Raw genomic sequence first — 25,932 nt, forward strand, 5'->3', positions numbered from 1 at the left:
TCAAGGGGCGTTATTCGCTCTGCTCGGCGAAACGCACCAGATTGACACTGCCCTCGCGACCCGCCGGCCCCGGCTGGCCCGCTTGACCGCGCCGCCCGCCATCGGCACCTTCGCTGCTATACAGCCAGCAGCCCTTGGCCGCACCGCCGGCACCGCCATGCCCGGCCTCGCCGGCTTGGCCGCCCACGCCGCCGTCCAGCCGGACATGCAGCGCCCCGACTGGAAAGCTCTCCGGCACATCCAGGCGTACCTGACCACCGGCCGCCCCGGGTTGTCCGTCGCCCCCGCTCTGCCCGTCAGCCCCTCGACTGGCCTGCCCCCAGAGGCACCCGGCGGTCTTGCCAGCGGCGCCATCCAGACCGCGATGGCCCGGCGCACCGGCCCCACCACGGACGTCCAGAGTCAAATCATCGAGACTGAGCCGCTCCAGTCGCAGGCTCAGGTTGCGCCCCGCCGTCGCCGGTTTCTCTGCCTGGCCAAGCGCCCCGCGCGCACTGATTTGGCTGCCGCTGCCCAACTCGGCGTGCCTGGCCTCCAGGCGAAATTCCTGCGCGCCAGGGGCGATACCAATGCGCGCATCGCGGCCAAGCGACAAGCTGCCGACCCGCACTTCGTTGACCGTCGAGGGAATCAACAGGGTGCCGGCGTCGGCGATTTCGAGACGATCGAGCACCAGCAGGCTGGTGGTGGTCGGCAAGCGCAGCAGGGTATTGGACGCCACCTGGATCTCGGCATCGGCCAAGACCAGCGGACTGCAGGATGCTGCCAGCAGAGCTGCGAGCAGGCACAGACTACGCATACCCAGCCTCCTGGCGCGGCAGGCCGAGCACATGCATCACGCCGAACACCAGCACCTGTAGGCGCTCCAGCCCCGGGCGCGGACAATCGCGCAGATGCCTGTCGAACAAGACCAGCTCAAGCAAATGCAGGAGCAGAATCAGGCCGCCACAAAGCTCTACCAGGAGATCCAAAGGGTGCGCGAAGGACATGACCAGATTGATCAGCACCGCCAACCAGAACAGCAAAGCCAGAGCCTTGCCTAGCCGCAGAATGATATGCATCGCCCCCGTCCCTTTTAGTTATTTGCCCAAACCTTATCCCCAAGGAGCAGCTGAAACCAGCGTCCCAGATAAAATGACCGAAACGCGGCGCAGGGCCTACAGGCGAACCAAGGTTGGGAGAATGTGGAGCGCAAACAGCGGGAGGAACCCGCCGCCGCGGCGCACCTGGCGCACATGGCGGCGGGATGAAGCGGGATTAACGCTGGATCAGGATCTCGACACGCCGGTTCATGGCCCGGCCGTCTGCGGTGCTATTGTCAGCAACCGGCTGGCTTTCACCCGCGCCCTGCACGCCGATGATATTGGCTTGCGAAACACCCGAGCTCACCAGGTAGTCGGTCACCGATTGTGCACGCCGCTCCGACAGTTTCTGGTTGTAAGCATCCGAGCCGACGCTGTCGGTATGACCGGTAACGGTCAGCTTGGCAGTCGGCGCCTCGTTTTTCAGGCGCGTAGCCACGGTGTCCAGCTTGGCCTTATCCGCCTCGGTGAGCTTGGCGGAGTCAAAAGCGAACAGCAGATCACGCACGACAATGGTCTCTTCCTGGACCACCACCACTTCCTCGACCACTTCCTCGACTACCGGCGGGCAGCCATTGGCATCGACCGGCGTATTGGGCGGCGTGCCCGGGCACTTGTCGCGGCTGTCCGGCACACCATCGCCATCCTCGTCACCATCGCCATGCACCCAGCAATAGGCGGCCGCGGTACCGGCGCCGACCAAGACACCCCAGCCGGCCCAGGAACTGCTCTCGATTGCCCCTAGGCCGGCACCCACCACGCCACCCACCGCCGCGCATGTCGGCCAGTCGGTTTTCTGCAGGCCTGCACAACCGGTCAAGAGGGTGCTGACTAAAATCAGGGGTAATGCTGTCCTTGTAATACTCATCTGCGAAGTCTCCTCATGGAATCGGCCGATAACCGACGGTTACGTCAGTAAAGACGGCGGTATTAAAATTCGCCAGGACTAGGCCATATCGTTCTGTCCAGTTAGGCTTTGTTGACCAGATCGAGGATTTTCGATGACCGAGAGCCTTTCCCCCCGCACCCCCCAACAGGCCCTGGCCGCCTTGCTGGATCGCTATGCACCGAGCCGTCTACTGCTGGTAGGCGCCAGCGAGCTGCCGGCTCTGCAGGCCTTCCGTGCCGCGCACCCCGATTGCCTGCTCGCTCAGGCCCCGGCCGGACCCTTGCCCGCCGAACTGGCAGCCCAGCGCTTCGACCTGGCGCTGATCGCCGACTGCCTCGAGCACCTGCCCAAGCGTATGGGGCTGGAACTGCTCGGCGGCATCCGCAACCTGAACGCCAGTCGCCTCGCGGTACTGGTCGATCTCAAGGCCTGCGCCTGGCAGGAAACCGACTTCTTCGCCCTCGCCCTACAGGCCAGCGAACGCTTCCAGCGTGGCGAGCAGACCCTGACCCTGTTCACCTACGACTTGCGTGAATACAAGCAGGTGCCCGACTGGCTCAATGCCAAGTTCTGGGCCAATCCGGAAAACTTCGGGAAATATTGGTGGTAATCATGGAGCCTACCTGCCCCTGCGGTAGCAGCAGTCACCTGGATGAATGCTGCGGCCGTTATCACGTGGGAACACCGGCACCGAGCGCCGAACATCTGATGCGTTCGCGCTACAGCGCCTATGTATTAGGCCTGAGCGATTACCTGCTGGCGACCACGCTGCCCGCCCAGCAGTCCAGCCTCGACCGCACCGCGATCAGCGCCTGGAGCGCCCAGAGCACCTGGTTGGGGCTGGAGGTGGAAAGTTCGGAGGTCCTCGGCGGCCAGCCCGAGCACGCCTTCGTCACCTTCACCGCGCGCTGGCACGATGCCCAGGGCGAGCATGCCCATCACGAGCGCTCCGCCTTCGTGCAGCACAACGGCCGCTGGTACTACATCGACTCGACTGTGCCGCTCAAGGCCGGCCGCAACGATCCCTGCCCCTGCAACAGCGGCCTGAAGTTCAAGAAATGCTGCGCTGGTTTCGTGTGATTTTGCAGCTGCGCCACAAAAAACCATGAGGCCCGCGACTGCGGGCCTCATGGTTTAGTCCTGCAGTTTCAGATGCGAGGTATCGGGCGCTGGCGCTGCCGGAGCGGGCTTGGCCTGGCCCATGTCGCTGCCGGCCGGCGCCAAGCTGAACTGGGAAAGATCGACCGCCGGCGCCACCGGTTCAGGGCGAGCATCCTGCAGATCGGCACCTGCCGGAGCGATGCCGAAGTCCGGCGCGTCGACGTCGACGAACGCCGCCATATATTCATCGCGAGGCTTCACCTGCAAACGCCCGGCAGAGGCGGCCGGGGCAGGCGGCGGCGCCAGTTCGACTTCCTCGATTTCGATCTCCATGGCCACCACCTCGACCCGCGCTCCGGCGCGTTCCAGAGTCGAGCGGTATTTCTCCGCTGCCGCGCCATCGAGGTTGTTCTTGATCACGATGCGCCGCCCGGAGAACAACAGGTCGATGCGCTGAGCGTCGGCCTGAAACAGCTTGGCCAGGTTGGCCTTGACCAGCTCCAACTGGGCGCCTGGCACCAACTGGCCGGAAAACGCGATTTCATAAGGGCCCATCGTCACACTCCTGTCCAATTCGCCGTTCAGTATGGCGCAGGTTTTTTTCCGCAAACAACACGTTGCGGCCAAGCAGTTGCTTGTTACACACTGAGGCCCCTAGCGGAGCATTGAAATGTTTTACCAGGCGAAAATGATAAAAATTATCAGCCTATTGATGTTTTTTGGCCTCGTGTCAGGCCTTGCAGGATGCTCCACCTGGATTCCAGGTGATTTCAAGGACCCGGATGTCCGCCTCATCAAAGTTGATGTGGTCAGAGCCAAACTAATGGAGCAGAAGTTTGTCCTGCGCTTTCGCATCGACAATCCGAACGCCTGCAGCCTTTCCGTGCGTGGTCTGGACTACAGCCTGTACCTAAACGACATGAAGCTCGCCGACGGCGAATCCAACGTCAGCTTCACCGTGCCGGCGAACGGGCACTATGTCTTCAAGGTGCCGCTGCGCACCAATCTCTGGCGCCACATGAAACCCATCGTCAAGCTGCTCGAAAGCCCCGACCAACCGATCCGCTATCGCCTGCAGGGCGAGGTGAAAACCGGTTTCCTGTTCGGTCGCAGCGTGCACCTGAGCCGAAATGGCGAGATAATTCCCGGCGATTTCATCCCGGAGTAGCTCCCCATGAGCCAGCAACCCCACGTCCACGGTCCTGATTGCGATCACGACCATGATCACGACCACCACCATGAGCACGGCCACGTGCACGGCCCGCATTGCAACCATGGCCCGCAGGAGCCGGTGCGCAACGCCCTGAAAGACGTTGGCCGCAACGATCCGTGTCCCTGTGGCAGCCAGAAAAAATTCAAGAAGTGCCACGGCGCCTGACCGACTCCACAACCCTGCCAACAGGCCCGCTTCGTGCGGGCCTGTTGCTTTCCGCCAGCCGATCAGACGGGCATCCGCTCGCCTTAGGCGGCGCGATATCCATCGGCGCCTGCTCGTTGGCTATCGCTGCGCGCAACCCAACGGCTCTGCGTAGTCAGGCAGTGATCGCCAGCAAGCTGACTACAAAGCGTTGCGCCGCCCAACAGCCAACTGCGAGATAGCCTAAATAAAGCCGCACAACCCGTCCGCCGTGGCTTGCGCGGTGGAGGGCGGCTCACTAACGTAGCGCCTGCCCAACGCCATCCGCAGGAGCTTCACCCCATGGCCTCGCCAGCCCTTCAGCGCTTCCTCCCCCGCTTCGCCGCCGCGGCCATATTCACCGGCATGCTCGCCCTGACCGGCTGCCAGGGCTGGCTGAACAGCCAATATGCCGACAGCCTGCCGCCGACCTCCGGCATCCAGCCGGTCAAGGGCCTGGCGCAGAGTGTGTCGATCCGCCGCAACGCGCTGGGCATGCCGCTGATCGAAACCAGCACCTTCCATGACGCGCTGTTCGCCCTCGGCTATGTGCACGCCAGCGACCGCCTCAGCCAAATGGTCGGCATGCGCCTGATGGCCGAGGGCCGCCTGGCGGAAATGGCCGGCCCTGGGGTGTTGGAGATCGACCGTTTCATGCGCGCGGCCAACCTCAGGCAAAGCGCCGAGGTGCTGTACAAGAACGCCTCGCCGCGGCTGAAGAGGTTCTTCGAGGTCTACGCCCGCGGCGTCAACGCCTACCTGTTCCGCTACCGCGACAAGCTGCCGATGAACCTGGCCGAATCCGACTATCGCCCGGCTTATTGGAAACCGGAAGACTCGGTGCTGGTGTTCTGCCTGATGAACTTCGGCCTGGCGGTGAACCTGCAGGAGGAGATCGCCTCGCTGGTGCTGGCGCAGAAGGTCGGCGCCGACAAGCTGGCCTGGCTGACGCCGACCTACCCGGACGAGCAGTTGCCATTCGCCGAGGCGGAGAAACTCAAGGGCCTGGTGCTCGGCGGGCAGATCCAGGGGCTCGCCGCGGTCAACGCCGCCGCCAGCCAGATCGCGGCGCTGGACAAGCTCGGCGTCGCCGCCTCCAACAACTGGGCCATTGCCCCGCAGCGCAGCCGCAGCGGCAAGAGCCTGCTGGCCAACGACACCCACCTGCCGATCGCCATGCCCTCGGCGTGGAACTTCGTGCAGATCCGTGCGCCGAAATTCCAGGCCGCCGGCGTCACAGTCGCTGGGGTGCCGGCGGTGGTGGCCGGCTTCAACGGCAAGCTGGCCTGGGGCATGACCATGGTCATGGGCGACAACCAGGACCTGTTCCTGGAGAAGCTCAAACGCCAGGGCAATCGCCTCTATTACCAGGCCGACGGCAAATGGCAACCGGCCCGCGAGCGCCAGGAAACCTTCTTCATCAAGGGTCAGCGGCCCATACGTGAAACCCTCTACGAGACCCGCCACGGTCCGCTGCTGAACAGCCTGCTCGGCGAGCGCAAGCACATGCTGCAACCGCTGCAACTGGCCAGTGGCTACGGCCTGGCCCTGCAAACCACGCAGCTCGAAGCGGACAAGAGTCTCGACGCCTTCTTCGATCTATCCCGCTCGCAATCGGTGGAGCAGGCCTTCGAGGCGACCCGCGAGGTGCGCGCGATCGCCCTCAACCTGGTGTTCGCCGATGCCCAGCACATCGGCTGGCAGGTCACCGGCCGCTACCCCAACCGCCGCGACGGCATCGGCCTGCTGCCCTCGCCCGGCTGGGATGGCCGCTATGACTGGGACGGCTATGCCGACCCGATGCTCCACCCCTACGACCAGGACCCGCAGCAAGGCTGGCTGGGCACCGCCAACCAGCGCACCGTGCCGCATGGCTACGGCATGCAGCTGTCCAATTCCTGGTACTACCCCGAGCGCGGCGAGCGCATCGCCCAGCTGGCTGGCAGCGGCAAGCACGACGGTCGCAGCATGATCGCCATGCAACTGGACCAGACCTCACCCTTCGCCGCCAAGCTGCAGGCCATGTTCGAGGCCCCGGGCATGGCCCAGCCGCTGCAGAAGGCCATCGATGCCCTGCCCGCCGCCGACCGCGCCAAGGCCCGCGAAGCCTATAGCCGCCTGATGGCCTTCGACGGTCGCCTGGCCGCCACCTCGGCGGACGCGGCGCTGTACGCCGCCTTCCTGCACGAAAGTGCACGACAGACCTTCCTCGACGAGCTCGGCCCGGACACCAGCCCGGCCTGGCAGGCCCTGGTGGAAACCGCCAACCTGTCCTACTCGGCGCAGGCCGACCACCTGCTCGGCCGCGAGGACAGCCCGTTCTGGGACGACCTCAACACCGCGCAGCAGGAAGACAAGCCGGCCATCCTCGCCCGCAGCCTGGCCGCCGCCGTCGGATTCGCCGAGAGCAAGCTCGACGGCGACCGCCAAGCTTGGCAATGGGGCAAGCTGCACAGCTACAGCTGGGCCACGGAAACCACGCAGATGGCCAAGTACATGAGCGCCAGCCAGCGCACCGGGATCAACGCGATCAAGGACTACCTGGATCGCGGCCCCTACCCGGCCGGCGGCGACCACAGCACCTTGAACGTCTCCGCCTACCACTGGGGCCAGGACTTCGACACCTGGCTGATCCCGGCCATGCGCATCGTCGTCGACTTTGGCCAGGCCGAGCCGATGCTCGGCGTCAACAGTTCGGGTCAGTCCGGCAACCCGGCCAGCCCGCACTACGCCGACGGCATCGACAGCTGGCGCAAGGGCCAGTACCTGAGCTTCCCGTTCCAGTCACAGAACATCGACAAGACCTACGGCAGCAAACGCCTGATGCTGGTGCCGGGAAAATGACGACCATTCATCGGAGTCGCTGAACTAACCAGGAGCCGAGTGGCTCAGAGTTAACGGACTTACTCCTAGATCATCTTCTTCGGGCGCCTACTGGCGCCCTTTCTTTTGCCCGCGACTTTTGCCCGCGAGAATGGTTGAAGCGTGCCGGTTGTGAACTTTACCGGCACAGACCACGCAGAACCTTCGCATCGTTTTAACTCCGGCCGCCGACTAGGCGCCTATTTTCTGTCCGGGCAAAGGCTGGGCGATTCACAGCAAAGGCGCCGGCGGCGGTTGGTCCGGCACTGTGGGCTCTTCGGGCTCATGGGGCTGATGCGGCTTGACGGGCTCCTCGGGGCCATCCGGATCCGGCTGCCCCGGGATACCGCCGACAAGTGGTTTACCACTGACCATCTCGTACCTCCTGAGCGCGTGGGTTGCGCGCAGTTGTCAGGCTGAATCACCCAATAGAAGCGTGGCATAGGCTGGCGAGATTGCTGCGCGCAGAAAAAAGCCGGGCAGATGCCCGGCTTTTGGCCACGCCAGAACGATCAGGTCTTCGGCAGGGTCACGCCGGTCTGGCCCTGGTACTTGCCGCCACGATCCTTGTAGGACACCTCGCAGCTCTCGTCGGATTCGAGGAACAGCATCTGCGCAATGCCCTCGTTGGCGTAGATCTTCGCCGGCAGGGTGGTGGTGTTGGAGAACTCCAGGGTCACATGGCCCTCCCACTCCGGCTCGAGCGGGGTGACGTTGACGATGATGCCGCAGCGCGCATAGGTGCTCTTGCCCAGGCAGATGGTCAGCACGTTGCGCGGGATGCGGAAGTACTCGACGGTGCGCGCCAGGGCGAAGGAGTTCGGCGGAATGATGCACACCGGACCTTTGACGTCGACGAAGCTCTTCTCATCGAAGTTCTTCGGGTCGACGGTGGCCGAGTGGATGTTGGTGAACACCTTGAACTCGTCGGCGCAGCGCACGTCGTAGCCGTAGCTGGAGACCCCGTAGGAGATCAGCCGTTCGGCGCCTTCGGCGCGCACCTGGCGCTCGACGAAGGGCTCGATCATGCCGTGTTCCTGGGCCATGCGGCGAATCCATTTATCCGATTTGATGCTCATGGCGGGCGTCGTCCTGAATGGCGATTGGTGAAAAAGTGAGCGCGCATCTTACCGGGAGGCAAAGCGCGGTTCAAAGGCCGTCGTCGGCAGGACTCGCGCCTTGGCGATTTTGCAGGAGCCGGCAGGCCGGCTCCTGCACAACCGACCTCAATCGTCGGAGATGACGATATTCGGCATCGCCGCCGCAGTCTGTTCGCTCAGGGCGATGCGCGCGCCGACGCAGCGAGCGGCCTGCTGGTAGAGCATGGCGATCTGGCTTTGCGGGTCGGCCACGGTGGTCGGCGTGCCGCCGTCGGACTGGATGCGGATGGCCATCGACAACGGCAGCGAGGCCAGCAACTCGACGCCGTACTGCGCCGCCAGCTTCTCGCCGCCGCCCTCGCCGAACAGATGTTCGGCATGCCCGCAATTCGAGCAGATGTGCACGGCCATGTTCTCCACCACGCCGAGCACCGGGATATTGACCTTGCGGAACATCTCCACGCCCTTCTTGGCGTCCAGCAGGGCCAGATCCTGCGGCGTGGTGACGATCACCGCGCCGGCCACCGGCACCTTCTGCGCCAGGGTCAGCTGGATATCACCGGTGCCCGGCGGCATATCGACGACGAGATAGTCGAGGTCGCCCCAGGCGGTCTGGGTGATCAGCTGCAGCAGCGCGCCGGACACCATCGGCCCGCGCCAGACCATCGGCGTGTTGTCGTCGGTGAGAAAGGCCATGGACATGACTTCCACTCCATGCGCCTTGAGCGGCACGAACCACTTCTGATCCTTGACCAGCGGCCGGGTACCCTCGGGGATACCGAACATGATGCCCTGGCTGGGGCCGTAGATATCGGCATCGAGGATGCCGACCTTGGCGCCCTCGCGCGCCAGGGCCAGGGCCAGGTTGGCGGCGGTGGTGGACTTGCCCACGCCGCCCTTGCCGGAGGCCACGGCGATCACGTTCTTGACGTTGGCCAGCGCCGGCACCTGGGCTTGGGCCTTGTGCGCGGCGATCTCGCAGTCGATCTCGACCTTGGCCTGGCTGACACCGTCGAGGTTCTCCAGGGCCATCTGCAGCATCTGCGCCCAGCCACTCTTGAACAGGCCGGCGGCGTAGCCCAGCTGCAGGCGCACGCTGACGCGCTCGCCCTGGATGTCGATCTCACGCACGCAGCCGGCGCTGACTGGGTCTTGATTGAGATGGGGGTCGGTGAACTGGCGCAGGCAGGATTCAACCGCTTCGCGGGTGATAGAGCTCATGGGGCAACTCCGAAAGGCTGAGCAAAACAGCCGGGAATGATAACAGCAGCCGCAAGCCGGCTTTTCGTAGGAGCGAATTTATTCGCGATGTGCTCCCTATCGCGAATGAATTCGCTCCTACAGGGTTCTGACACGGCGTCACGGGTGAAAAAAAACGACTGCGCCTATATAGTTGCCGACTTCCCTCGAAATACCAGTGCAGCCGATCACCATGTCCGAAGCCCGCAAGATTCTCGTCACCAGCGCCCTGCCCTATGCCAACGGTTCGATCCACCTCGGCCACATGCTCGAGTACATCCAGACCGACATGTGGGTGCGTTTCCAGAAGCTGCGCGGCAACCAGTGCGTGTATGTGTGCGCCGACGACGCCCACGGTTCGGCGATCATGCTGCGGGCCGAGAAGGAAGGCATCAGCGCCGAACAGTTGATCGCCAACGTCAAAGCCGAGCACACCGCCGACTTCGCCGACTTCCTGGTCGACTTCGACAACTACCACTCCACCCACGCGGAAGAGAACCGCGAGCTGTCGAGCGCCATCTACCTGAAGCTGCGCGACGCCGGGCACATTGCCACCCGCGCGGTGACCCAGTACTTCGACCCGGAAAAGGGCATGTTCCTCGCCGACCGTTTCATCAAGGGCACCTGCCCGAAATGCGCGGCCGAGGACCAGTACGGCGACAACTGCGAGAAATGCGGCGCCACCTACGAGCCGACCGAGTTGAAGAACCCGCGCTCGGCCATCTCCGGCGCCGTGCCGGTGCTCAAGGAGTCCAAGCATTTCTTCTTCAAGCTGCCGGACTTCGAGGCCATGCTGAAAAGCTGGACGCGCAGCGGCACCCTGCAAGACGCGGTAGCCAACAAGATCGCCGAATGGCTGGATGGCGGCCTGCAAGAGTGGGACATCAGCCGCGATGCGCCGTACTTCGGCTTCGAGATTCCCGACGAACCGGGCAAGTACTTCTACGTCTGGCTGGACGCGCCAATCGGCTACATGGCCAGTTTCAAGAACCTCTGCGCCAAGCGCCCGGAGCTGGACTTCGATGCCTTCTGGGCCAAGGACTCGACGGCCGAGCTGTACCACTTCATCGGCAAGGACATCGTCAACTTCCACGCCCTGTTCTGGCCGGCGATGCTCGAAGGCGCCGGTTTCCGCAAGCCGAGCGGCGTCAACGTGCACGGCTACCTCACGGTCAACGGCCAGAAGATGTCCAAATCACGCGGCACCTTCATCAAGGCACGCACCTATCTGGATCACCTGAATCCGGAATACCTGCGCTACTACTACGCCGCCAAGCTCGGCCGTGGCGTCGACGACCTCGACCTCAACCTCGAAGACTTCGTGCAGAAGGTCAACTCCGACCTGGTCGGCAAGGTGGTCAACATCGCCAGCCGCTGCGCCGGCTTCATCCACAAGGGCAACGCCGGCGTGCTGGTCGCCGGCAACGCCGCGCCGGAACTGACCGAGGCCTTCCAGGCCGCCGCGCCGAGCATCGCCGAGGCCTACGAGGCCCGCGATTTCTCCCGCGCCATGCGCGAGGTCATGGCGCTGGCCGACCGCGCCAATGCCTGGATCGCCGACAAGGCGCCCTGGGTCCTGGCCAAGCAGGACGGCAAGCAGGCTGAAGTGCAGGCCGTGTGCGCCCTGGGCGTGAACCTGTTCCGCCAACTGGTGATCCTCCTCAAGCCGGTGCTGCCGAATCTGGCCAGCGCCGCCGAGGCCTTCCTGAATGTCGCGCCGCTGACTTGGGACGACCACCAGAGCCTGCTGGCCAACCACCAGCTGAATCCGTTCAATCCGCTGCTGACCCGTATCGAGCCCGCGAAAATCGAAGCCATGATCGAAGCCTCCAAGGAAGACCTCGCCGCCACCGAAGCCAGCAACCCGCCGCAAGGCAACGGAGAACTGAGCAAGGAGCCGCTGGCCGCGGAAATCGCCTTTGACACCTTCGCCGCGGTCGACCTGCGCATCGCCCTGATCGAGAAAGCCGAGTTCGTCGAAGGCGCCGACAAGCTGCTGCGCCTGACCCTGGATATCGGCGACGCCAAACGCAACGTGTTCTCCGGGATCAAGAGCGCCTACCCGGACCCGAGCAAACTGGAAGGCCGCTTGACCCTGTACGTGGCCAACCTGGCCGCGCGCAAGATGAAGTTCGGCGTCTCCGAAGGCATGGTCCTGGCCGCCGGCCCCGGCGGCGAAGACATCTACCTGCTCAGCCCGGACAACGGCGCCAAGCCCGGCCAGCGGGTCAAGTAAGCGCGGCGGGCATGGCCCCCGCCGTGCCTGCGCTAACCTTGAAGCAGAGCGCCGGATAATACCGCGCAAGCCCGCAAAGGCTTCGCGGCGCCTGGCGCCCGACTTGTTTGCCCTGGCGGCCTTTTCGATAATGGGCCGCCTGTTCCCTTGCTCTTTACTGCCGGCCCACGACGGATGCGCAACCCATGACTGAATTCGCCCTGATCCTGGTCAGCGCCATCCTGGTCAACAACTTCGTGTTGGTGCAGTTCCTCGGCCTCTGTCCGTTCATGGGCGTGTCACGCAAGATCGAGACCGCCATCGGCCTGGCGCTGGCCACCACCTTCGTCCTCACCCTCGCGGCGATGTGCAGCTATCTGCTGCAGCAGTACGTGTTGAAGCCGCTGGACCTGGAGTTCCTGCGCACCATCGGCTTCATCCTGGTGATCGCCGTGGTGGTGCAGTTCACCGAGATGGTGGTGAACAAGACCAGCCCGCTGCTCTACCGCGTGCTTGGCATCTTCCTGCCGCTGATCACCACCAACTGCATCGTGCTCGGCGTCGCCCTGCTGAATGCCAACCAGAGCGAACTCGGCTTTCTCGGCGCCACGACCCGCGGCTTCGCCGCTGGCCTGGGCTTCTCCCTGGTGCTGGTGCTGTTCGCCGCCCTGCGCGAGCGCATCGCCATCGCCGACGTGCCGAAACCCTTCCAGGGCGCGGCGATCGGCATGATCACCGCCGGCCTGATGTCGCTGGCGTTCATGGGCTTCACCGGTCTGGTCAAGCCATGAGCCTGATCCTCAGCGCCATCCTCGCGCTGCTGGTGCTGTGCCTGGTGTGCGGCGCGATCCTCGGCTACGCCGCGGTACGCTTCAAGGTCGAAGGCAACCCGATCGCCGAACAGGTCAACGCCCTGCTGCCGCAGACTCAGTGTGGCCAGTGCGGCTACCCCGGCTGCAAGCCCTATTCCGAGGCGATCGCCGCCGGCGACAAGATCAACAAGTGCCCGCCCGGTGGCGAAGCGACCATCGCCGCCCTGGCCGCGCTGCTGGATGTCGAGCCCGAACCGCTGGATGCGGCCGAAGGCGCGTTGCCGCAACGGGTCGCCTATATCCGCGAGGCCGAATGCATCGGCTGCACCAAGTGCCTCCAGGCCTGCCCGGTGGATGCCATAGTCGGCGCCGCGCGGCAGATGCATACGGTGATCGTCAGCGAATGCACCGGCTGCGACCTGTGCGTCGAGCCCTGTCCGGTGGACTGCATCGACATGCTGGTGGTCGGCAGCAACCTGCACAACTGGAAGTGGGAACTGCCGCTGCCGTCCGCACGCCTGATCGCCACAGACCGGGAGCAAGCGGCATGACGGCCCAGCAGTTGTGGGAGATGCCCGGCGGCATCCATCCGCCGGACAACAAGCGCCAGTCCACCGCCTTGCCGATCCAGCCGGCGCCGCTGCCCAAGCGCCTGATCCTGCCGCTCAATCAGCACATCGGCGCGCCGGCCGAGCCACTCGTGCGGGTCGGCGAACGGGTGCTCAAGGGCCAGCTGATCGCCGTCGCCAGCGGCCTCGTCAGCGCGCCGCTGCATGCGCCGACCTCCGGCACCGTCAGCTTTATCGGCCTACAGCCCTACCCGCACGTCTCCGGCCTGCCGGCGCCGGCCATCGTCATCGACAGCGATGGCCAGGATGAGTGGTGCGAACTGGCCCCCTGCGCCGATTATCGCCAGCTGCAGCCGGCGACGCTGCTGGAGAAGATCCGCCAGGCCGGCATCAGCGGTCTCGGCGGCGCCGGCTTCCCCACCGAGGCCAAACTGCGCGCGCGGCCGGCGGAGAAGATCAGCACCCTGGTGATCAACGGCGCCGAGTGTGAGCCCTACATCAGCGCCGACGACATGCTGATGCGCGAGTTCGCCGCCGAGTTGGTCAGCGGCATCGACATCCTCTCCCACCTGCTGCAACCCGAACAGGTGCTGATCGGCATCGAGGACAACAAGCCCGAGGCCAGCGCCGCTATACGCGCCGCGCTGGGCGAGCGGCCCTACCAACTGCGCGAGTTCCCGACCCGCTACCCATCCGGCGGCGAAAAGCAGCTGATCCAGATCCTCACCGGCGCCGAGGTGCCGAGCGGCGGCCTGCCGGCGGACATCGGCATGCTCTGCCTGAACGTCGGCACCTGTGTCGCCATCCACAACGCTGTGGTGCTCGACCAGCCGCTGATTTCGCGCATCGTCACCCTCACCGGCGCGGCGCTGGGCCGGCCGATGAACGTCAACGCCCTGCTCGGTACCCCGGTCGGCGAGCTGCTGGCCTTTGCCGGTCTGCAACCGGACAAGCTCGAACGCCTGCTGATGGGCGGGCCGATGATGGGCTTCACCCTGCCGTCCATGGACGTGCCGCTGATCAAGACCAGCAACTGCCTGCTGGCCGGTAGCCGCGAAGAACTGCCCGCGCCATCGCCGTCCATGGCCTGCATCCGTTGCGGCGACTGCGCCGAGGTCTGCCCGGCCAGCCTGCTGCCGCAGCAGTTGCACTTCTTCGCCCTCGGCCAGGAGCACGAGCAGCTCAAGGCCCACCACCTGTTCGACTGCATCGAGTGCGGCGCCTGCGCCTATGTCTGCCCATCGAGCATTCCGCTGGTGCAGTACTACCGCGCCGCCAAGGCGGACATCCGCGAGCAGGAGCACAAGCAGCTGAAGGCCGAGCAAGCGCGCCAGCGCTTCGAACAGCGCCAGGAGCGCCTGCGCCGCGACGAGCAGCGCCGCGACGCCGAACGCCAGGCGCGCCTGGAAAAGGCCGAGCGGGCTCGCGCCCATGCCGAGCAGAACGCCGCCGCGCCGCCAGCCGACAACGCCATCGCCCGCGTGCAGGCGCAAAAGGCCGGCACGCTCAGCGACGAGCAAAAGCGCCTGAAGATCGCCGCCAGCATGGCCCAGGTCACCCTGAAGAAGGCCGAGAAGCAGCTGGCCGCCCACGCCACGGCGGAATTGCAGGCCCAGGTCGACGAACTGCGCCAGGCCGCCGCCGCCGCGCAACAGGCCCTCGACGCGGCCCTAGCCGCCGGCACGACCGCAGCCGACGTCGCGCCGGCCGTGGATGAGGCCGCGCGAAAAAGAGCCCAGATCCAGGCCGCCATGCTCCGCGCCCAGCTGAAGAAAACCGAAGCCGCCGCTGGCGATACTCCCAGCGCCGAACAACAGGCCGAACTGGAGCGTCTGCGCGCGGAACTGGCCAGCGCCGAACAGCGGCTGGCAGCCAGCGAAACCGCTCCAACCCCGGTACCAGCCGACGATGGGGCCTTGAAACGGGCGAAGATCGACCTGGCAATGAAGCGCGCCGAACTGAAGAAAGCCGAGCAAGCCGGCGCGACGGGTGATGAGTTGCAAGCCCTACAAGCCTCGCTGAGCGCCGCCGAACAGGCGCTGCACGCCGCCGAGGATGCCTCCGGCAAGCCCGTGCCGCAGTTGGTGCGCACCGATAAACGCCCGGTGGACGAAGCCAGCCGTGCGCTGAAAACCGAACTGGCCTTCGCCCGCGCCGACCTGCGCAAGCTCGAGCACGAACAGGCCGGCGCCGAGGTGCTGCAAGCCGCCCGCGCGCGGCTGGCGGAGGCCGAACGCAAGTTGCAGGAACACGACGGATAACTCCCCTCTCCCATGAATGGGAGAGGGAGTACAACAACCCAGCTGGCCGGGCGACATAGATCGCCCCCAGCAGACGAACCGGAGCCCCCATGGCCCTGCCCCGCATCACCTCGCCCCATGCCAAGGGCGGCAACCGCACCCAGGGCGTCATGCTCCAGGTGCTGCTCGCCACCCTGCCGGGTGTGCTGGCGCTGACCTGGCTGTACGGCTTCGGCACGCTGATCAACCTGCTGTGGGCCAGCGCGGTGGCGCTCGGCTGCGAGGCTGCGGTCCTGGCCGCGCGCAGGCGCCCGATACAGTTCTTCCTCAAGGACGGCAGCGCCCTGGTCACCGCCGTGCTGCTGGCCCTGGCCCTGCCGCCCTATGCGCCCTGGTGGCTGACGCTGATCGCCACCGGCTTCGCCATCCTGTTCGGCAAGCAGCTGTACGGCGGCCTCGGACAGAACCCGTTCAACCCGGCGATGATCGGCTATGCGGTGGTGCTGATTTCCTTCCCGCTGGTCATGACCAGTTGGCCGGCGCCGCACAGCGTCGGCCTGCTGGAAGCGCTGCAACGCATCCTCGGCCTCGCCAGCCTGCCCGACGGCTGGAGCCAGGCCACCGCCCTGGACGTACTGAAGACCAACCAGAGCCTGACCCTCGAGGAACTACGCGCCCGCTATCCCGGCTTCGGCGGTGCCGGCGGCCAGGCGGTGGGCTGGGTCAACCTGGCCTTCCTGGCTGGCGGCCTGTACCTGCTGTACAAGCGCCTGTTCAGCTGGCACGCACCGGTCGGCATGCTCGCCGCCCTGGCGCTGATGAGCCTGGTGTTCTGGAACGGCAGCGGCTCGGACTCCAATGGCTCGCCGCTGTTCCACCTGTTCAGCGGCGCGACCATGCTCGGCGCCTTCTTCATCGTCACCGACCCGGTCAGCGGCGCCACCAGCAACCGCGGCCGGCTGATCTTCGGCGCCGGGGTCGGCATCATCGTCTACATCATCCGCACCTGGGGCGGCTACCCGGATGGCATGGCCTTCGGCGTGCTGCTGATGAACCTGGCGGCACCGACCATCGACTACTACAGCCGCCCGCGCACCTACGGCCACCGCAAGGCCGAGCGCGGCTTCAAGATCGGAGAGTGAACCGTGGCACTGCCGGAAATCAGTCGCTCGATGCTGAAGAACAGCCTGCTGCTCGGGCTGTTCGCCATCGTCACCGTGGGGCTGGTGGCGCTCACCCAGCAAGCCACCGCCAGCCGCATCCAAGCCGCCGAGCGCGAGGCCCAGGCACGCACCCTCGGCGAGATCCTCCCCGCCGGCAGCTACGACAACCAGCTGCTCGACAGCACGGTGGAAGTCTTCGCCCCGAAACTGCTGGGCAAGGCCAAACCGCTGCCGGCCTATGTCGCCCGCCTGAACGGCCGGCCCAGCGCGGTGATCCTCCAGGTCAGCGCGCCGGACGGCTACGGCGGTGCCATCCACCTGCTGGTGGGCATCCAGGCCGATGGTCGGCTGGCCGGCGTGCGCGCGGTCAAACACAATGAAACCCCGGGCCTAGGCGATAAGATCGAGTTGAGCAAGAGCCCCTGGGTCCGCGAGTTCGAGGGCCGCTCGCTGCGCAATCCCGGCGACAGTGGCTGGGCGGTGAAGAAAGATCAGGGCCTATTCGACCAGTTCGCCGGCGCCACCATCACCCCGCGTGCGGTGGTCAAGGCCGTGCATCTGGCCCTGCAATATTTCGATGCGCACAAGGCCGAGCTGCTCGGCGCCGAGGAGAAGCCCAATGGTTAGGGTGCGTTCTCAATTATTTCCCCGATTGCGTTGCTGCCTGCAAGCGGGCCAGGCAAGGCGCAGCCCGCAGGCAATGGTCGTTCCCTTGCCAAGGGCTGCAACACCGCATGGCCCGTTTGCAGGCGCAACCCGAAGGGCCGGGCCTGCTTTTGCGCAGCGCGGCGTTATTCGTCGTTCATTTGGAATAACCAAACCTCACTCCTCATGCCTTGCTCTGCGCAAAAGCAGACTCCGGCGCAACGGAGGCAATAATTGAGAACGCACCCTACCTACCGCGAGATCACCATCAACGGCCTGTGGAAGAACAACCCCGGCCTGGTGCAGCTGCTCGGCCTCTGCCCGCTGCTCGGCACCAGCAATTCGATGGTCAACGCCCTCGGCCTGGGCCTGGCCACCACCCTGGTGCTGGCCTGTTCCAACGCCGCCGTGGCGCTGATCCGCAACGCCGTCAGCGACGCCGTGCGCCTGCCGATCTTCGTGATGATCATCGCCGCGCTGACCACCTGCATCGAGCTCTTGATGCGCGCCTACACCTACGAGCTGTACCAGATCCTCGGCATCTTCATCCCGCTGATCACCACCAACTGCATCATCCTCGGCCGCGCCGAAGCCTTCGCGGCGAAGCACAATGTGCTGCAGGCCGGCTTCGACGGCCTGATGATGGGGGTGGGCTTCGGCCTGGTGCTGCTCGCCCTCGGTACCCTGCGCGAACTGTTCGGCACCGGCATGCTGCTCGGCAACATGCAGCTGCTGTTCGGCTCCATGGCCGCCGACTGGCAGATCAGCGTGTTCCCGCATTACCAGGGTTTTCTCCTGGCCATCCTGCCGCCCGGCGCCTTCCTGGTGTTGGGTCTGCTGATCGCCCTGAAGAACCGAATCGATGAAATGGTCGCCGCCCGCGCACCAGTGCCGCAGGACGACCAGACACCGGCACCGAGCCGCCGCGTGCGGGTAACCGGAGTGATTGAGTGAACGCCGCCAAACGCCAGGAAATCTTTCGCCGCCTGCATGAGGACAATCCCGACCCGCGCACCGAGCTGGCCTACTCCACGCCCTTCGAGCTGCTGATCGCGGTGATCCTCTCCGCCCAGGCCACCGACGTCGGCGTCAACAAGGCCACCGCCAAGCTGTTCCCGGTGGCCAACACGCCGGAGGCGATCTATGCCCTGGGTGTCGAGGGTTTGAGCGAGTACATCAAGACCATCGGCCTGTTCAACAGCAAGGCCAGGAACGTCATCGAGACCTGCCGCATCCTGGTCGAACAGCACGGCGGCCAGGTGCCGCAGACCCGCGAAGAGCTCGAGGCGTTGCCCGGGGTCGGCCGCAAGACCGCCAACGTGGTGCTCAACACCGCCTTCCGCCAACTGACCATGGCGGTGGACACACACATCTTCCGGGTCAGCAACCGCACCGGCATCGCCCCGGGCAAAAACGTGCTGGAGGTGGAGCAAAAACTGCTGAAAGTCGTGCCCAAGGAATTCCTCCTCGACGCCCACCACTGGCTGATCCTGCACGGTCGCTACGTCTGCCAGGCGCGCAAACCCCGCTGCGGCAGTTGCCGGATCGAGGACCTGTGCGAATACAAACACAAGACCTCTGACGATTGACTGGACCGTGGTTTAGCTAACAACCCGATTGAAAAAAACTTTTTTACCGACCCCGATTTTGCCGATATAAGGTGCGCAAATGGCTTAGGTAGCCTGGAGCACGATCATGAGCACTGGCAAAGAAGATATCGAACTCGATGACGACCTCGCCGCGGAAGACTCTGAAGGTAATCTGGAGGCTCCGGTTGAAGTGGCGAAAACCAACCTGACCAAGCGCCGCTTGATCGACAACCTGCTGGAAGAGCGTCGCCTGAACAAGCAACTGGCCGAATACGACTTCGATCTGTAACCCGCTCAATAAAAAGCCCCGCAGCTGCGGGGCTTTTTTATGTCTGCGGCTTTCACTCAATCGCGACGATGCGGCGACAGCAGTTCGATCTTGTAACCGTCCGGGTCCTCGACGAAGGCCAGGATGCTGCGGCCGTGCTTCATCGGCCCCGCTTCGCGGGTGATCTTGCCGCCACGGGCACGGATGTCTTCGCAGGCCTTGTAGACATCTTCCACTTCCAGGGCGATATGGCCATAGCCGCTGCCCAGCTCGTACTCGCTCACGCCCCAGTTATGGGTCAGCTCGATCACGCTGTTGTGCGCCTCGTCGCCATAACCGACGAACGCCAGGGTGAACTGGCCGTCCGGGTAATCGTTGCGGCGCAGCAGGGTCATGCCCAGCACTTCGGTGTAGAAGGCGATGGATTTGTCCAGGTCGCCGACCCGCAGCATGGTATGCAGCAGTCTCATCGATGGTCTCCTCATGGCTGGCCACTGGTGGTGGCTCATAAAAGCATAACCCCGGCGCTTGGCCGGGGTTATGGGTGTGGCTAGAACCGCGGAGTCTATCAGAACAGCTTGCGCCCCTTGTTCGCGGCGATGCGCATGCGCAGCGCGTTGAGTTTGATGAAGCCCGCGGCGTCGGCCTGGTTGTACGCGCCGGCATCGTCCTCGAAGGTGGCGATATTGGCGTCGAACAGCGAGTCGTCGGACTTGCGGCCGACGATGATGACGTTGCCCTTGTACAGCTTCAGGCGCACTACACCGTTCACGTTGGTCTGCGAGGCGTCGATCATCTGCTGCAGCATCAGACGCTCCGGGCTCCACCAGTAGCCGGTGTAGATCAGGCTGGCGTACTTCGGCATCAGCTCGTCTTTCAGGTGCGCGACTTCGCGGTCGAGGGTGATCGACTCGATGGCGCGGTGGGCGCGCAGCATGATGGTGCCGCCAGGGGTCTCGTAGCAGCCGCGCGACTTCATGCCGACGTAGCGGTTCTCGACGATGTCGAGACGGCCGATGCCGTTCGCGCCGCCGACGCGGTTCAGTTCGGTGAGCACCTGCGCCGGGGTCATCTCGACGCCGTCGATGGCGACGATGTCACCCTTGCGGTAGGTCAGCTCGATGTAGGTCGGCGCATCGGGAGCCTTCTCCGGGGAGACGGTCCATTTCCACATGTCTTCTTCGTGCTCGGTCCAGGTGTCTTCCAGCACGCCGCCTTCATAGGAGATGTGCAGCAGGTTGGCATCCATGGAGTACGGCGACTTCTTCTTGCCGTGACGCTCGATCGGAATGGCATGCTTCTCGGCGTAGTCCATCAGCTTCTCACGCGACAGCAGGTCCCACTCGCGCCACGGGGCGATGACTTTCACGCCCGGCTTCAACGCATAGGCGCCCAGCTCGAAACGCACCTGGTCGTTGCCCTTGCCGGTGGCGCCGTGGGAAATGGCATCGGCGCCGGTTTCGTTGGCGATCTCGATCAGACGCTTGGCGATCAGCGGGCGGGCGATGGAAGTACCCAGCAGGTACTCGCCTTCATAGACGGTGTTGGCGCGGAACATCGGGTAAACGAAGTCGCGCACGAACTCTTCGCGCAGGTCGTCGATGTAGATTTCCTTGACACCCATGGCCTGCGCCTTGGCACGGGCCGGCTCGACCTCTTCACCCTGACCGAGGTCGGCAGTGAAGGTCACCACTTCGCAGTTATAGGTATCTTGCAGCCACTTCAGAATCACCGAGGTGTCCAAGCCACCGGAATAAGCCAGGACAACCTTCTTCACGTCCGCCATGCCATCAACTCCACGGGGTATTACGGAAAACCCGTGATTCTACTGACCCCGGCGGCCAAATTACAGGGGTGCGACAGCTTGTGACGACGAGGCGACGGCTTCTTTCGCCGACGCGACACCCACGCGATCTCAGGATGCGGCAGGCGCTTTGCCGGCAGCCACGGGGCCTGACGCTGCAGGGGTGGGGGCCGCCGCTGGCGCCTGCGCGGCGGCCGGCGACGGCGCCTCACGCGACAGGTGGACGGTCACCCGTCGGTTCTTCGCCCGACTGGACTCGTTGCGGTTCGCCACCAGCGGGTATTGCTCGCCATAAAAGCGCATGACGATCTGCTCTGCCGCCACACCGTTGGCCTTGAGGTAGTCCTGCACCGCCAGCGCCCGCCGCCGCGACAGGTCGCGGTTGGTCAGCCGGTTGCCGCTGTTGTCGGAATGGCCATCCAGCTCGATATGGTTGACGCTGGGGTCGGCGCGCAGATATTGCAGGATGATTTCCAGCTTGCTGCGCGCCAGCTCGTCCAGCGCCGTACCGCCGCCGGAAAACCCCACCTGGGCCTGTTTGATCTGCTCGAAATTGACCGGCAGCAGCTTGCTGGTACAGGCCAGATAATCGTCGTAGGCCTTGGTGAACTTGACCGGCAACAAGCGCACCTCCAGCTGCTCGCCACTCTGCCGGCTGCGGTGGCGCACCAGCGGACTGCGCCCGTCCAGCAGGCCGCTGAGCAGGCGCCCGGCCTGCAACTGGGTGCTATTGAACGGCACCTCGCCAGTACCGACGCTGACCACGCCGAGGTTGATATCGCCGCGCCCCGGCTGCCAGGGCGCGGCCGCCGCCAGCAGCGTCGCCGAACCGGCACCCAGCCAGCGCTCGCGCGCCTGCAGGCGGAAGGTCGCCTGCTCGCCGGCGCGACGGACGAATTCGCCGCTGCCGAAGTCGGTGATCGCCTGCGACAGCCGGCACTCGAACTGATCGCCCTCGACCTTCCACTCGACCTTCTCCAGCCGGGTCTGGAAGGTCAGTGCCAGCGCCGGCAGGCTGGCGAACAGGCTGAGCAGAACAATGATTGGCTGGCGCACAGCAGGCTCCACGGGGAATAACGGCATTCCCGAGAGGTATCGGTCAGCCAGGACGAAACTTGATAGCGAGTGCCTGAAAGTGGCTTTTCCGGTAGCATTCCAGGCCTGTTTTACCCGCCTGGAACTCCCCATGTCTGACCGCCTGACCCTGCTGCGTCCCGACGACTGGCATATTCACCTGCGCGACGGTGCCGCACTGACGCAAACCGTCGCCGACGTGGCGCGCACCTTCGGCCGCGCCATCATCATGCCCAACCTGGTGCCGCCGGTGCGCAATGCCGAAGAGGCAGACGCCTATCGCCAGCGCATTCTCGCCGCCCGTCCGACCGGCAGCCGTTTCGAACCGCTGATGGTGCTGTACCTGACCGACAGCACCACGTCGGCCGACATCCGCGCCGCCAAAGCCTGCGGTTTCGTCCATGCGGCCAAGCTCTATCCGGCCGGCGCCACCACCAACTCGGACTCCGGCGTGACCAGCATCGACAAGATCTTCCCAGTGCTGGAAGCCATGGCCGAGGTCGGCCTGCCGCTGCTGGTGCACGGCGAGGTCACCCGCGACGAAATCGACGTGTTCGACCGCGAGCAGTTCTTCATCGAGGAACAGCTGAGCCGCGTGGTCGAGCGCTTCCCGACCCTGAAGGTGGTGTTCGAGCACATCACCACCCGCGAGGCGGTGCAGTTCGTCCTGGCGGCACCGGCCAACGTCGGCGCCACCATTACCGCCCATCACCTGCTGTACAACCGCAACCACATGCTGGTCGGCGGCATTCGCCCGCACTTCTATTGCCTGCCGATCCTCAAGCGCAACGTGCATCAGGAAGCGCTACTTGCGGCCGCCACCAGCGGCAACCGCAAGTTCTTCCTCGGCACCGACTCGGCGCCGCACGCCCAGCACGCCAAGGAAGCCGCCTGCGGCTGCGCCGGCTGCTACACCGCCTATGCGGCCATCGAGCTGTACGCCGAGGCCTTCGAGCAGCGCAATGCGCTGGACAAGCTGGAAGCCTTCGCCAGCCATTACGGTGCGGACTTCTATGGCCTGCCGCGCAACCGCGACACCATCACCCTGGTGCGCGAGGAGTGGACTGCCCCGGCCAGCCTGCCCTTCGGCGAGCTGTCGGTGATCCCCCTGCGCGCCGGTGAAAAACTGCGCTGGCGTCTGTTGGAGGATCGCGCGTGAGCGAAAACCTGTACGACGACGAACTCGACGTCAGCCTGCCGTCCGGCCCGCGTCACCCGATGGCCGCGCGCTTTCGCGGCTACCTGCCGGTGGTGGTGGATGTCGAGACCGGCGGCTTCAACTGCGCCACCGACGCCCTGCTGGAAATCGCCGCCACCACCATCGGCATGGACGAACAAGGCTTGCTGTTCCCCGAGCACACCCTGTTTTTCCGTGTCGAGCCGTTCGAAGGCGCCAATATCGAGCAGGCCGCCCTGGAGTTCACCGGAATCAAGCTCGATCACCCGCTGCGCATGGCCGTCAGCGAAGAGCATGCGCTGACGGAGATTTTCCGCAGCCTACGCAAGTCGCTGAAGGCCAACGGCTGCAAGCGCGCCGTCCTGGTTGGCCACAATAGCAGCTTCGATCTGGGCTTCCTGAATGCCGCCGTGGCGCGTACCGGGATCAAGCGCAATCCGTTCCACCCCTTCTCCAGCTTCGATACCGCCACCCTCGCGGGCCTGGCCTACGGTCAGACCGTGCTGGCGAAAGCCTGCCAGAGCGCGGGGATCGAATTCGACGGCCGCGAGGCGCATTCGGCCCGCTATGACACGGAAAAGACCGCCGAGCTGTTCTGCGGCATCGTCAACCGCTGGAAGGAAATGGGCGGCTGGATGGACTTCGACGACTGAGTGAACAGCTCAATCGGCGACCTGGCTGCAACGCCCAATAAAAAGCCCCGCAACTGCGGGGCTTTATTTATTGCTGGCGGCAAATCTCAGAGCCTGTTTACGATCTCGCGAGCCAAGGTCAGGCAAGGCGAAATCGGGCGAAGAAGCACAGTTTACGCGTTGTAAATGAGCATGACTCGCTGCGCTCGCCCTGCGGGCCAGCCTTCGGCTGTTACTCCGCTTCGCTACGTTTTAACGCAACATGGCCGACGCGCAGCAGATCGTGAACAGGCTCTCAGAGCTTGCTGGCGTTCTCGGCCAGGTACTTGGCTACACCTTCCGGCGAAGCGGTCATACCCTTGTCGCCCTTCTTCCAGTTCGCCGGGCAGACTTCGCCGTGCTCCTCGGTGAATTGCAGGGCATCGACTAGGCGCAGCAGCTCATCCATGTTGCGGCCAAGCGGCAGGTCGTTGACGATCTGCGAACGCACCACACCGCTCTTGTCGATGAGGAAGGCGCCACGGTAGGCCACACCGTCATCCGACTCGACGTCATAAGCCTTGGCGATTTCGTGTTTGACGTCGGCTGCCAGGGTATAGCGCACCGGGCCGATGCCGCCCTTGTCCACCGGCGTGTTGCGCCAGGCGTTGTGGCTGAAATGCGAGTCGATGGACACCCCAATCACCTCGACATTGCGCGCCTGAAAGTCGGGAATGCGGTGGTCCAGGGCGATCAGCTCGGACGGGCAGACGAAGGTGAAGTCCAGCGGGTAGAAGAACACTAGGCCGTATTTGCCTTTGAGGGCCGCGGACAGGGTGAAGCTTTCGACGATCTCGCCATTGCCCAGCACGGCGGCAACCGTGAAATCCGGGGCTTGCTTGCCTACGAGTACGCTCATACGTTTTTCTCCCAAAGAGTTGAGCAAGAAGCGGTACTACTCATACCCGAGCGCTCACGACCGCCCGATGACACGACCCGCTCCATAGGGCCAATCTTCATACACCCCGGTTTTCCGCATTGCCCAGCGCTTCAATGCGCCCGAATACTCACCTAAGCCTATGTTTTATAAGGGCTCTTACCACTAATCGGGGAGATGGGAATCCAGCTAGATCAGTTTTGACAAGCATTCTCATTAAGATTAATATCCTGCCCATCAAGCCACTTCGAGTTTTGGGCGATCCCATGTACGTCTGTCTCTGCCAAGGTGTCACCGACGGTCAAATCCGCGAGGCGATTTTTGAAGGCTGCTGCAGTTACCGCGACGTGCGCCAGACCCTAGGTGTCGCCAGCCAATGCGGCAAATGCGCATGCCTGGCCAAGCAAGTGGTACGCGAAACCCTGAGCGAAATGCAGAGCAGCCAAGCCGCCCTCGCCTACCCGGCAAGTTTCGTCGCCGCCTGATAACCCCGCACTCGCAAAGCCGGATCTAGAATCCGGTTTTTTTATGCCTGGAATTCAAGCAGTTAACGGCAAAATGCGGAACAAAAACGTTCGTATTCAGATTAGTTTTTACTTAAATTTCAATAGCTTATGTTTGACAGCCCGACCTTGCAGGTCGAAACTTTGGGGATAACCACTCCCTAGTGCGGCAGGAGCAGACATGAAAGGCGACAAGAAAGTCATCCAGCATCTCAACAAGATCCTCGCCAACGAGCTGGTCGCGATCAACCAGTACTTCCTGCACGCTCGCATGTACGAAGACTGGGGTCTGAAGAAGCTCGGCGAGCACGAATACCACGAATCCATCGACGAGATGAAGCATGCGGACACGCTGATCAAGCGCATCCTCTTCCTCGAAGGCCTGCCCAACTTGCAGGACCTCGGCAAGCTGATGATCGGCGAGAACACCAAGGAAATGCTGGCCAGCGACCTCAAGCTGGAACAGCACGCAGTGCCCGACCTGAAAGCCGCCATCGCCTATTGCGAGAGCATCGGCGACTACGGCAGCCGTGAACTGCTGGAAGAGATTCTCACGTCCGAGGAAGAGCACATCGACTGGCTGGAAACCCAGCTCGGCCTGATCGACAAGGTTGGTTTGGAAAACTACCTGCAATCGCAGATGGACGAGTAAAACC

28 protein-coding genes are annotated in these 25,932 nt (G+C 64.3%); 18 read left to right on the forward strand and 10 right to left on the reverse strand.

The window, feature by feature from the left end:
* Positions 1–10 precede the first annotated feature (10 nt).
* From D3880_RS16360 to D3880_RS16370, 3 genes are all read right to left on the reverse strand, one after another.
* Positions 11–799: a collagen-like protein gene (locus tag D3880_RS16360; RefSeq protein ID WP_119894489.1), complete on the reverse strand. Its 789-nt coding sequence runs from the start codon at positions 797–799 to the stop codon at positions 11–13.
* Positions 792–1,061, reverse strand: coding sequence for a DUF1145 domain-containing protein (locus tag D3880_RS16365; RefSeq protein WP_119894490.1), 270 nt, complete (start codon positions 1,059–1,061; stop codon positions 792–794). The genes D3880_RS16360 and D3880_RS16365 overlap by 8 nt, the downstream gene beginning before the upstream one ends.
* Positions 1,062–1,257: 196 nt before the next feature.
* Positions 1,258–1,950, reverse strand: coding sequence for a PA1041 family peptidoglycan-binding anchor lipoprotein (locus D3880_RS16370; RefSeq protein WP_119894491.1), 693 nt, complete (start codon positions 1,948–1,950; stop codon positions 1,258–1,260).
* A gap of 133 nt (positions 1,951–2,083) precedes the next feature.
* Here D3880_RS16370 and D3880_RS16375 point away from each other — a divergent pair, with 133 nt between their 5' ends.
* Both D3880_RS16375 and D3880_RS16380 read left to right on the forward strand, forming a co-directional pair.
* Complete coding sequence (locus tag D3880_RS16375; RefSeq protein WP_119894492.1) at positions 2,084–2,581, forward strand: DUF6231 family protein; 498 nt, start codon at positions 2,084–2,086, stop codon at positions 2,579–2,581.
* Between the two features lie 2 nt (positions 2,582–2,583).
* The gene (locus D3880_RS16380; protein WP_119894493.1) at positions 2,584–3,051 is read left to right on the forward strand and encodes a YchJ family protein; all 468 of its coding nucleotides are present in this window, start codon (positions 2,584–2,586) and stop codon (positions 3,049–3,051) included.
* A gap of 54 nt (positions 3,052–3,105) precedes the next feature.
* Here D3880_RS16380 and D3880_RS16385 read toward each other — a convergent pair whose 3' ends face one another.
* Positions 3,106–3,627 carry a hypothetical protein gene (locus D3880_RS16385; protein ID WP_119894494.1) on the reverse strand — a complete coding sequence of 174 codons (522 nt, stop codon included), beginning with the start codon at positions 3,625–3,627 and terminating at the stop codon, positions 3,106–3,108.
* Positions 3,628–3,742: 115 nt separating this feature from the next.
* Here D3880_RS16385 and D3880_RS16390 point away from each other — a divergent pair, with 115 nt between their 5' ends.
* From D3880_RS16390 to D3880_RS16400, 3 genes are all read left to right on the forward strand, one after another.
* Complete coding sequence (locus tag D3880_RS16390) at positions 3,743–4,240, forward strand: LEA/WHy family protein (protein WP_119894495.1); 498 nt, start codon at positions 3,743–3,745, stop codon at positions 4,238–4,240.
* A 6-nt stretch (positions 4,241–4,246) separates the two neighbouring features.
* Positions 4,247–4,450 (forward strand): SEC-C metal-binding domain-containing protein, encoded by a 204-nt coding sequence (locus D3880_RS16395; protein WP_119894496.1) that lies wholly within the window; start codon positions 4,247–4,249, stop codon positions 4,448–4,450.
* 321 nt (positions 4,451–4,771) lie between these two features.
* Entirely contained in the window at positions 4,772–7,312 is a 2,541-nt protein-coding gene (locus tag D3880_RS16400) for a penicillin acylase family protein (protein ID WP_119894497.1), read from the forward strand.
* A 530-nt stretch (positions 7,313–7,842) separates the two neighbouring features.
* Here D3880_RS16400 and dcd read toward each other — a convergent pair.
* Both dcd and apbC read right to left on the reverse strand, forming a co-directional pair.
* Complete coding sequence (gene dcd, locus D3880_RS16405) at positions 7,843–8,409, reverse strand: dCTP deaminase (RefSeq protein WP_119894498.1); 567 nt, start codon at positions 8,407–8,409, stop codon at positions 7,843–7,845.
* Positions 8,410–8,556: 147 nt separating this feature from the next.
* A complete protein-coding gene (gene apbC, locus D3880_RS16410; protein WP_119894499.1) occupies positions 8,557–9,651 on the reverse strand; it encodes an iron-sulfur cluster carrier protein ApbC in 1,095 nt (364 codons plus the stop codon).
* Positions 9,652–9,862: 211 nt separating this feature from the next.
* Here apbC and metG point away from each other — a divergent pair, with 211 nt between their 5' ends.
* The 9 genes from metG (at position 9,863) to D3880_RS16460 (ending at position 19,191) form a co-directional block, all read left to right on the forward strand.
* The gene (gene metG / locus D3880_RS16415) at positions 9,863–11,905 is read left to right on the forward strand and encodes a methionine--tRNA ligase (protein ID WP_119895763.1); all 2,043 of its coding nucleotides are present in this window, start codon (positions 9,863–9,865) and stop codon (positions 11,903–11,905) included.
* 185 nt (positions 11,906–12,090) lie between these two features.
* Positions 12,091–12,675 carry an electron transport complex subunit RsxA gene (rsxA, locus tag D3880_RS16420; RefSeq protein WP_119894500.1) on the forward strand — a complete coding sequence of 195 codons (585 nt, stop codon included), beginning with the start codon at positions 12,091–12,093 and terminating at the stop codon, positions 12,673–12,675.
* On the forward strand, positions 12,672–13,247 hold the full coding sequence (gene rsxB / locus D3880_RS16425) for an electron transport complex subunit RsxB (protein ID WP_119894501.1): 576 nt from the start codon (positions 12,672–12,674) through the stop codon (positions 13,245–13,247). The genes rsxA and rsxB overlap by 4 nt, the downstream gene beginning before the upstream one ends.
* Entirely contained in the window at positions 13,244–15,526 is a 2,283-nt protein-coding gene (rsxC, locus tag D3880_RS16430) for an electron transport complex subunit RsxC (RefSeq protein WP_119894502.1), read from the forward strand. Before rsxB ends, rsxC begins: the two co-directional genes overlap by 4 nt.
* 89 nt (positions 15,527–15,615) lie before the next feature.
* On the forward strand, positions 15,616–16,647 hold the full coding sequence (locus D3880_RS16435) for an RnfABCDGE type electron transport complex subunit D (RefSeq protein WP_119894503.1): 1,032 nt from the start codon (positions 15,616–15,618) through the stop codon (positions 16,645–16,647).
* 3 nt (positions 16,648–16,650) lie between these two features.
* Complete coding sequence (gene rsxG, locus D3880_RS16440) at positions 16,651–17,295, forward strand: electron transport complex subunit RsxG (RefSeq protein WP_119894504.1); 645 nt, start codon at positions 16,651–16,653, stop codon at positions 17,293–17,295.
* A gap of 252 nt (positions 17,296–17,547) precedes the next feature.
* Positions 17,548–18,267: an electron transport complex subunit E gene (locus D3880_RS16450; protein WP_119894505.1), complete on the forward strand. Its 720-nt coding sequence runs from the start codon at positions 17,548–17,550 to the stop codon at positions 18,265–18,267.
* The gene (gene nth, locus D3880_RS16455) at positions 18,264–18,902 is read left to right on the forward strand and encodes an endonuclease III (RefSeq protein WP_119894506.1); all 639 of its coding nucleotides are present in this window, start codon (positions 18,264–18,266) and stop codon (positions 18,900–18,902) included. The genes D3880_RS16450 and nth overlap by 4 nt, the downstream gene beginning before the upstream one ends.
* 106 nt (positions 18,903–19,008) lie before the next feature.
* Entirely contained in the window at positions 19,009–19,191 is a 183-nt protein-coding gene (locus D3880_RS16460) for a PA3496 family putative envelope integrity protein (protein WP_119894507.1), read from the forward strand.
* Between the two features lie 56 nt (positions 19,192–19,247).
* On the opposite strand, the gene gloA is transcribed toward D3880_RS16460, so the two are convergent.
* The 3 genes from gloA to D3880_RS16475 all read right to left on the reverse strand — a co-directional run bounded on the left by gloA (position 19,248) and on the right by D3880_RS16475 (position 22,057).
* Entirely contained in the window at positions 19,248–19,640 is a 393-nt protein-coding gene (gene gloA, locus D3880_RS16465; RefSeq protein WP_119894508.1) for a lactoylglutathione lyase, read from the reverse strand.
* A 98-nt stretch (positions 19,641–19,738) separates the two neighbouring features.
* Positions 19,739–20,956: an argininosuccinate synthase gene (locus D3880_RS16470; RefSeq protein WP_119894509.1), complete on the reverse strand. Its 1,218-nt coding sequence runs from the start codon at positions 20,954–20,956 to the stop codon at positions 19,739–19,741.
* A gap of 129 nt (positions 20,957–21,085) precedes the next feature.
* On the reverse strand, positions 21,086–22,057 hold the full coding sequence (locus tag D3880_RS16475; protein WP_218567579.1) for a flagellar protein MotY: 972 nt from the start codon (positions 22,055–22,057) through the stop codon (positions 21,086–21,088).
* A gap of 103 nt (positions 22,058–22,160) precedes the next feature.
* On the opposite strand from D3880_RS16475, the gene pyrC reads away from it, so the two are divergent.
* The gene (gene pyrC, locus D3880_RS16480) at positions 22,161–23,207 is read left to right on the forward strand and encodes a dihydroorotase (protein ID WP_119894511.1); all 1,047 of its coding nucleotides are present in this window, start codon (positions 22,161–22,163) and stop codon (positions 23,205–23,207) included.
* Entirely contained in the window at positions 23,204–23,878 is a 675-nt protein-coding gene (gene rnt / locus D3880_RS16485) for a ribonuclease T (protein ID WP_119894512.1), read from the forward strand. The genes pyrC and rnt overlap by 4 nt, the downstream gene beginning before the upstream one ends.
* 274 nt (positions 23,879–24,152) lie before the next feature.
* On the opposite strand, the gene D3880_RS16490 is transcribed toward rnt, so the two are convergent.
* Positions 24,153–24,755: a peroxiredoxin gene (locus D3880_RS16490; RefSeq protein ID WP_119894513.1), complete on the reverse strand. Its 603-nt coding sequence runs from the start codon at positions 24,753–24,755 to the stop codon at positions 24,153–24,155.
* A gap of 284 nt (positions 24,756–25,039) precedes the next feature.
* On the opposite strand from D3880_RS16490, the gene D3880_RS16495 reads away from it, so the two are divergent.
* Together D3880_RS16495 and bfr are read left to right on the forward strand one after the other, a co-directional pair.
* Complete coding sequence (locus D3880_RS16495; protein ID WP_119894514.1) at positions 25,040–25,258, forward strand: bacterioferritin-associated ferredoxin; 219 nt, start codon at positions 25,040–25,042, stop codon at positions 25,256–25,258.
* A 199-nt stretch (positions 25,259–25,457) separates the two neighbouring features.
* Positions 25,458–25,928 carry a bacterioferritin gene (gene bfr, locus D3880_RS16500; protein WP_119894515.1) on the forward strand — a complete coding sequence of 157 codons (471 nt, stop codon included), beginning with the start codon at positions 25,458–25,460 and terminating at the stop codon, positions 25,926–25,928.
* Positions 25,929–25,932 lie beyond the last annotated feature (4 nt).

Origin of the sequence: Pseudomonas cavernae, from assembly GCF_003595175.1 — a bacterium.
GTDB lineage: Bacteria > Pseudomonadota > Gammaproteobacteria > Pseudomonadales > Pseudomonadaceae > Aquipseudomonas > Aquipseudomonas cavernae.

Excerpts from the sequence above, each read along its gene's own strand:
- D3880_RS16370 (WP_119894491.1), bottom strand. The coding sequence starts at position 1,950 with ATGAGTATTACAAGGACAGCATTACCCCTGATTTTAGTCAGCACCCTC.
- D3880_RS16460 (WP_119894507.1), top strand. The coding sequence starts at position 19,009 with ATGAGCACTGGCAAAGAAGATATCGAACTCGATGACGACCTCGCCGCG.
- D3880_RS16470 (WP_119894509.1), bottom strand. The coding sequence starts at position 20,956 with ATGGCGGACGTGAAGAAGGTTGTCCTGGCTTATTCCGGTGGCTTGGAC.
- apbC (WP_119894499.1), bottom strand. The coding sequence starts at position 9,651 with ATGAGCTCTATCACCCGCGAAGCGGTTGAATCCTGCCTGCGCCAGTTC.
- rsxA (WP_119894500.1), top strand. The coding sequence starts at position 12,091 with ATGACTGAATTCGCCCTGATCCTGGTCAGCGCCATCCTGGTCAACAAC.
- D3880_RS16365 (WP_119894490.1), bottom strand. The coding sequence starts at position 1,061 with ATGCATATCATTCTGCGGCTAGGCAAGGCTCTGGCTTTGCTGTTCTGG.
- D3880_RS16360 (WP_119894489.1), bottom strand. The coding sequence starts at position 799 with ATGCGTAGTCTGTGCCTGCTCGCAGCTCTGCTGGCAGCATCCTGCAGT.
- dcd (WP_119894498.1), bottom strand. The coding sequence starts at position 8,409 with ATGAGCATCAAATCGGATAAATGGATTCGCCGCATGGCCCAGGAACAC.
- D3880_RS16390 (WP_119894495.1), top strand. The coding sequence starts at position 3,743 with ATGTTTTACCAGGCGAAAATGATAAAAATTATCAGCCTATTGATGTTT.
- D3880_RS16475 (WP_218567579.1), bottom strand. The coding sequence starts at position 22,057 with ATGCCGTTATTCCCCGTGGAGCCTGCTGTGCGCCAGCCAATCATTGTT.
- bfr (WP_119894515.1), top strand. The coding sequence starts at position 25,458 with ATGAAAGGCGACAAGAAAGTCATCCAGCATCTCAACAAGATCCTCGCC.
- D3880_RS16495 (WP_119894514.1), top strand. The coding sequence starts at position 25,040 with ATGTACGTCTGTCTCTGCCAAGGTGTCACCGACGGTCAAATCCGCGAG.
- D3880_RS16385 (WP_119894494.1), bottom strand. The coding sequence starts at position 3,627 with ATGGGCCCTTATGAAATCGCGTTTTCCGGCCAGTTGGTGCCAGGCGCC.
- D3880_RS16375 (WP_119894492.1), top strand. The coding sequence starts at position 2,084 with ATGACCGAGAGCCTTTCCCCCCGCACCCCCCAACAGGCCCTGGCCGCC.
- metG (WP_119895763.1), top strand. The coding sequence starts at position 9,863 with ATGTCCGAAGCCCGCAAGATTCTCGTCACCAGCGCCCTGCCCTATGCC.
- D3880_RS16380 (WP_119894493.1), top strand. The coding sequence starts at position 2,584 with ATGGAGCCTACCTGCCCCTGCGGTAGCAGCAGTCACCTGGATGAATGC.
- D3880_RS16400 (WP_119894497.1), top strand. The coding sequence starts at position 4,772 with ATGGCCTCGCCAGCCCTTCAGCGCTTCCTCCCCCGCTTCGCCGCCGCG.
- rsxB (WP_119894501.1), top strand. The coding sequence starts at position 12,672 with ATGAGCCTGATCCTCAGCGCCATCCTCGCGCTGCTGGTGCTGTGCCTG.
- gloA (WP_119894508.1), bottom strand. The coding sequence starts at position 19,640 with ATGAGACTGCTGCATACCATGCTGCGGGTCGGCGACCTGGACAAATCC.
- pyrC (WP_119894511.1), top strand. The coding sequence starts at position 22,161 with ATGTCTGACCGCCTGACCCTGCTGCGTCCCGACGACTGGCATATTCAC.
- D3880_RS16435 (WP_119894503.1), top strand. The coding sequence starts at position 15,616 with ATGGCCCTGCCCCGCATCACCTCGCCCCATGCCAAGGGCGGCAACCGC.
- rsxC (WP_119894502.1), top strand. The coding sequence starts at position 13,244 with ATGACGGCCCAGCAGTTGTGGGAGATGCCCGGCGGCATCCATCCGCCG.
- D3880_RS16395 (WP_119894496.1), top strand. The coding sequence starts at position 4,247 with ATGAGCCAGCAACCCCACGTCCACGGTCCTGATTGCGATCACGACCAT.
- D3880_RS16490 (WP_119894513.1), bottom strand. The coding sequence starts at position 24,755 with ATGAGCGTACTCGTAGGCAAGCAAGCCCCGGATTTCACGGTTGCCGCC.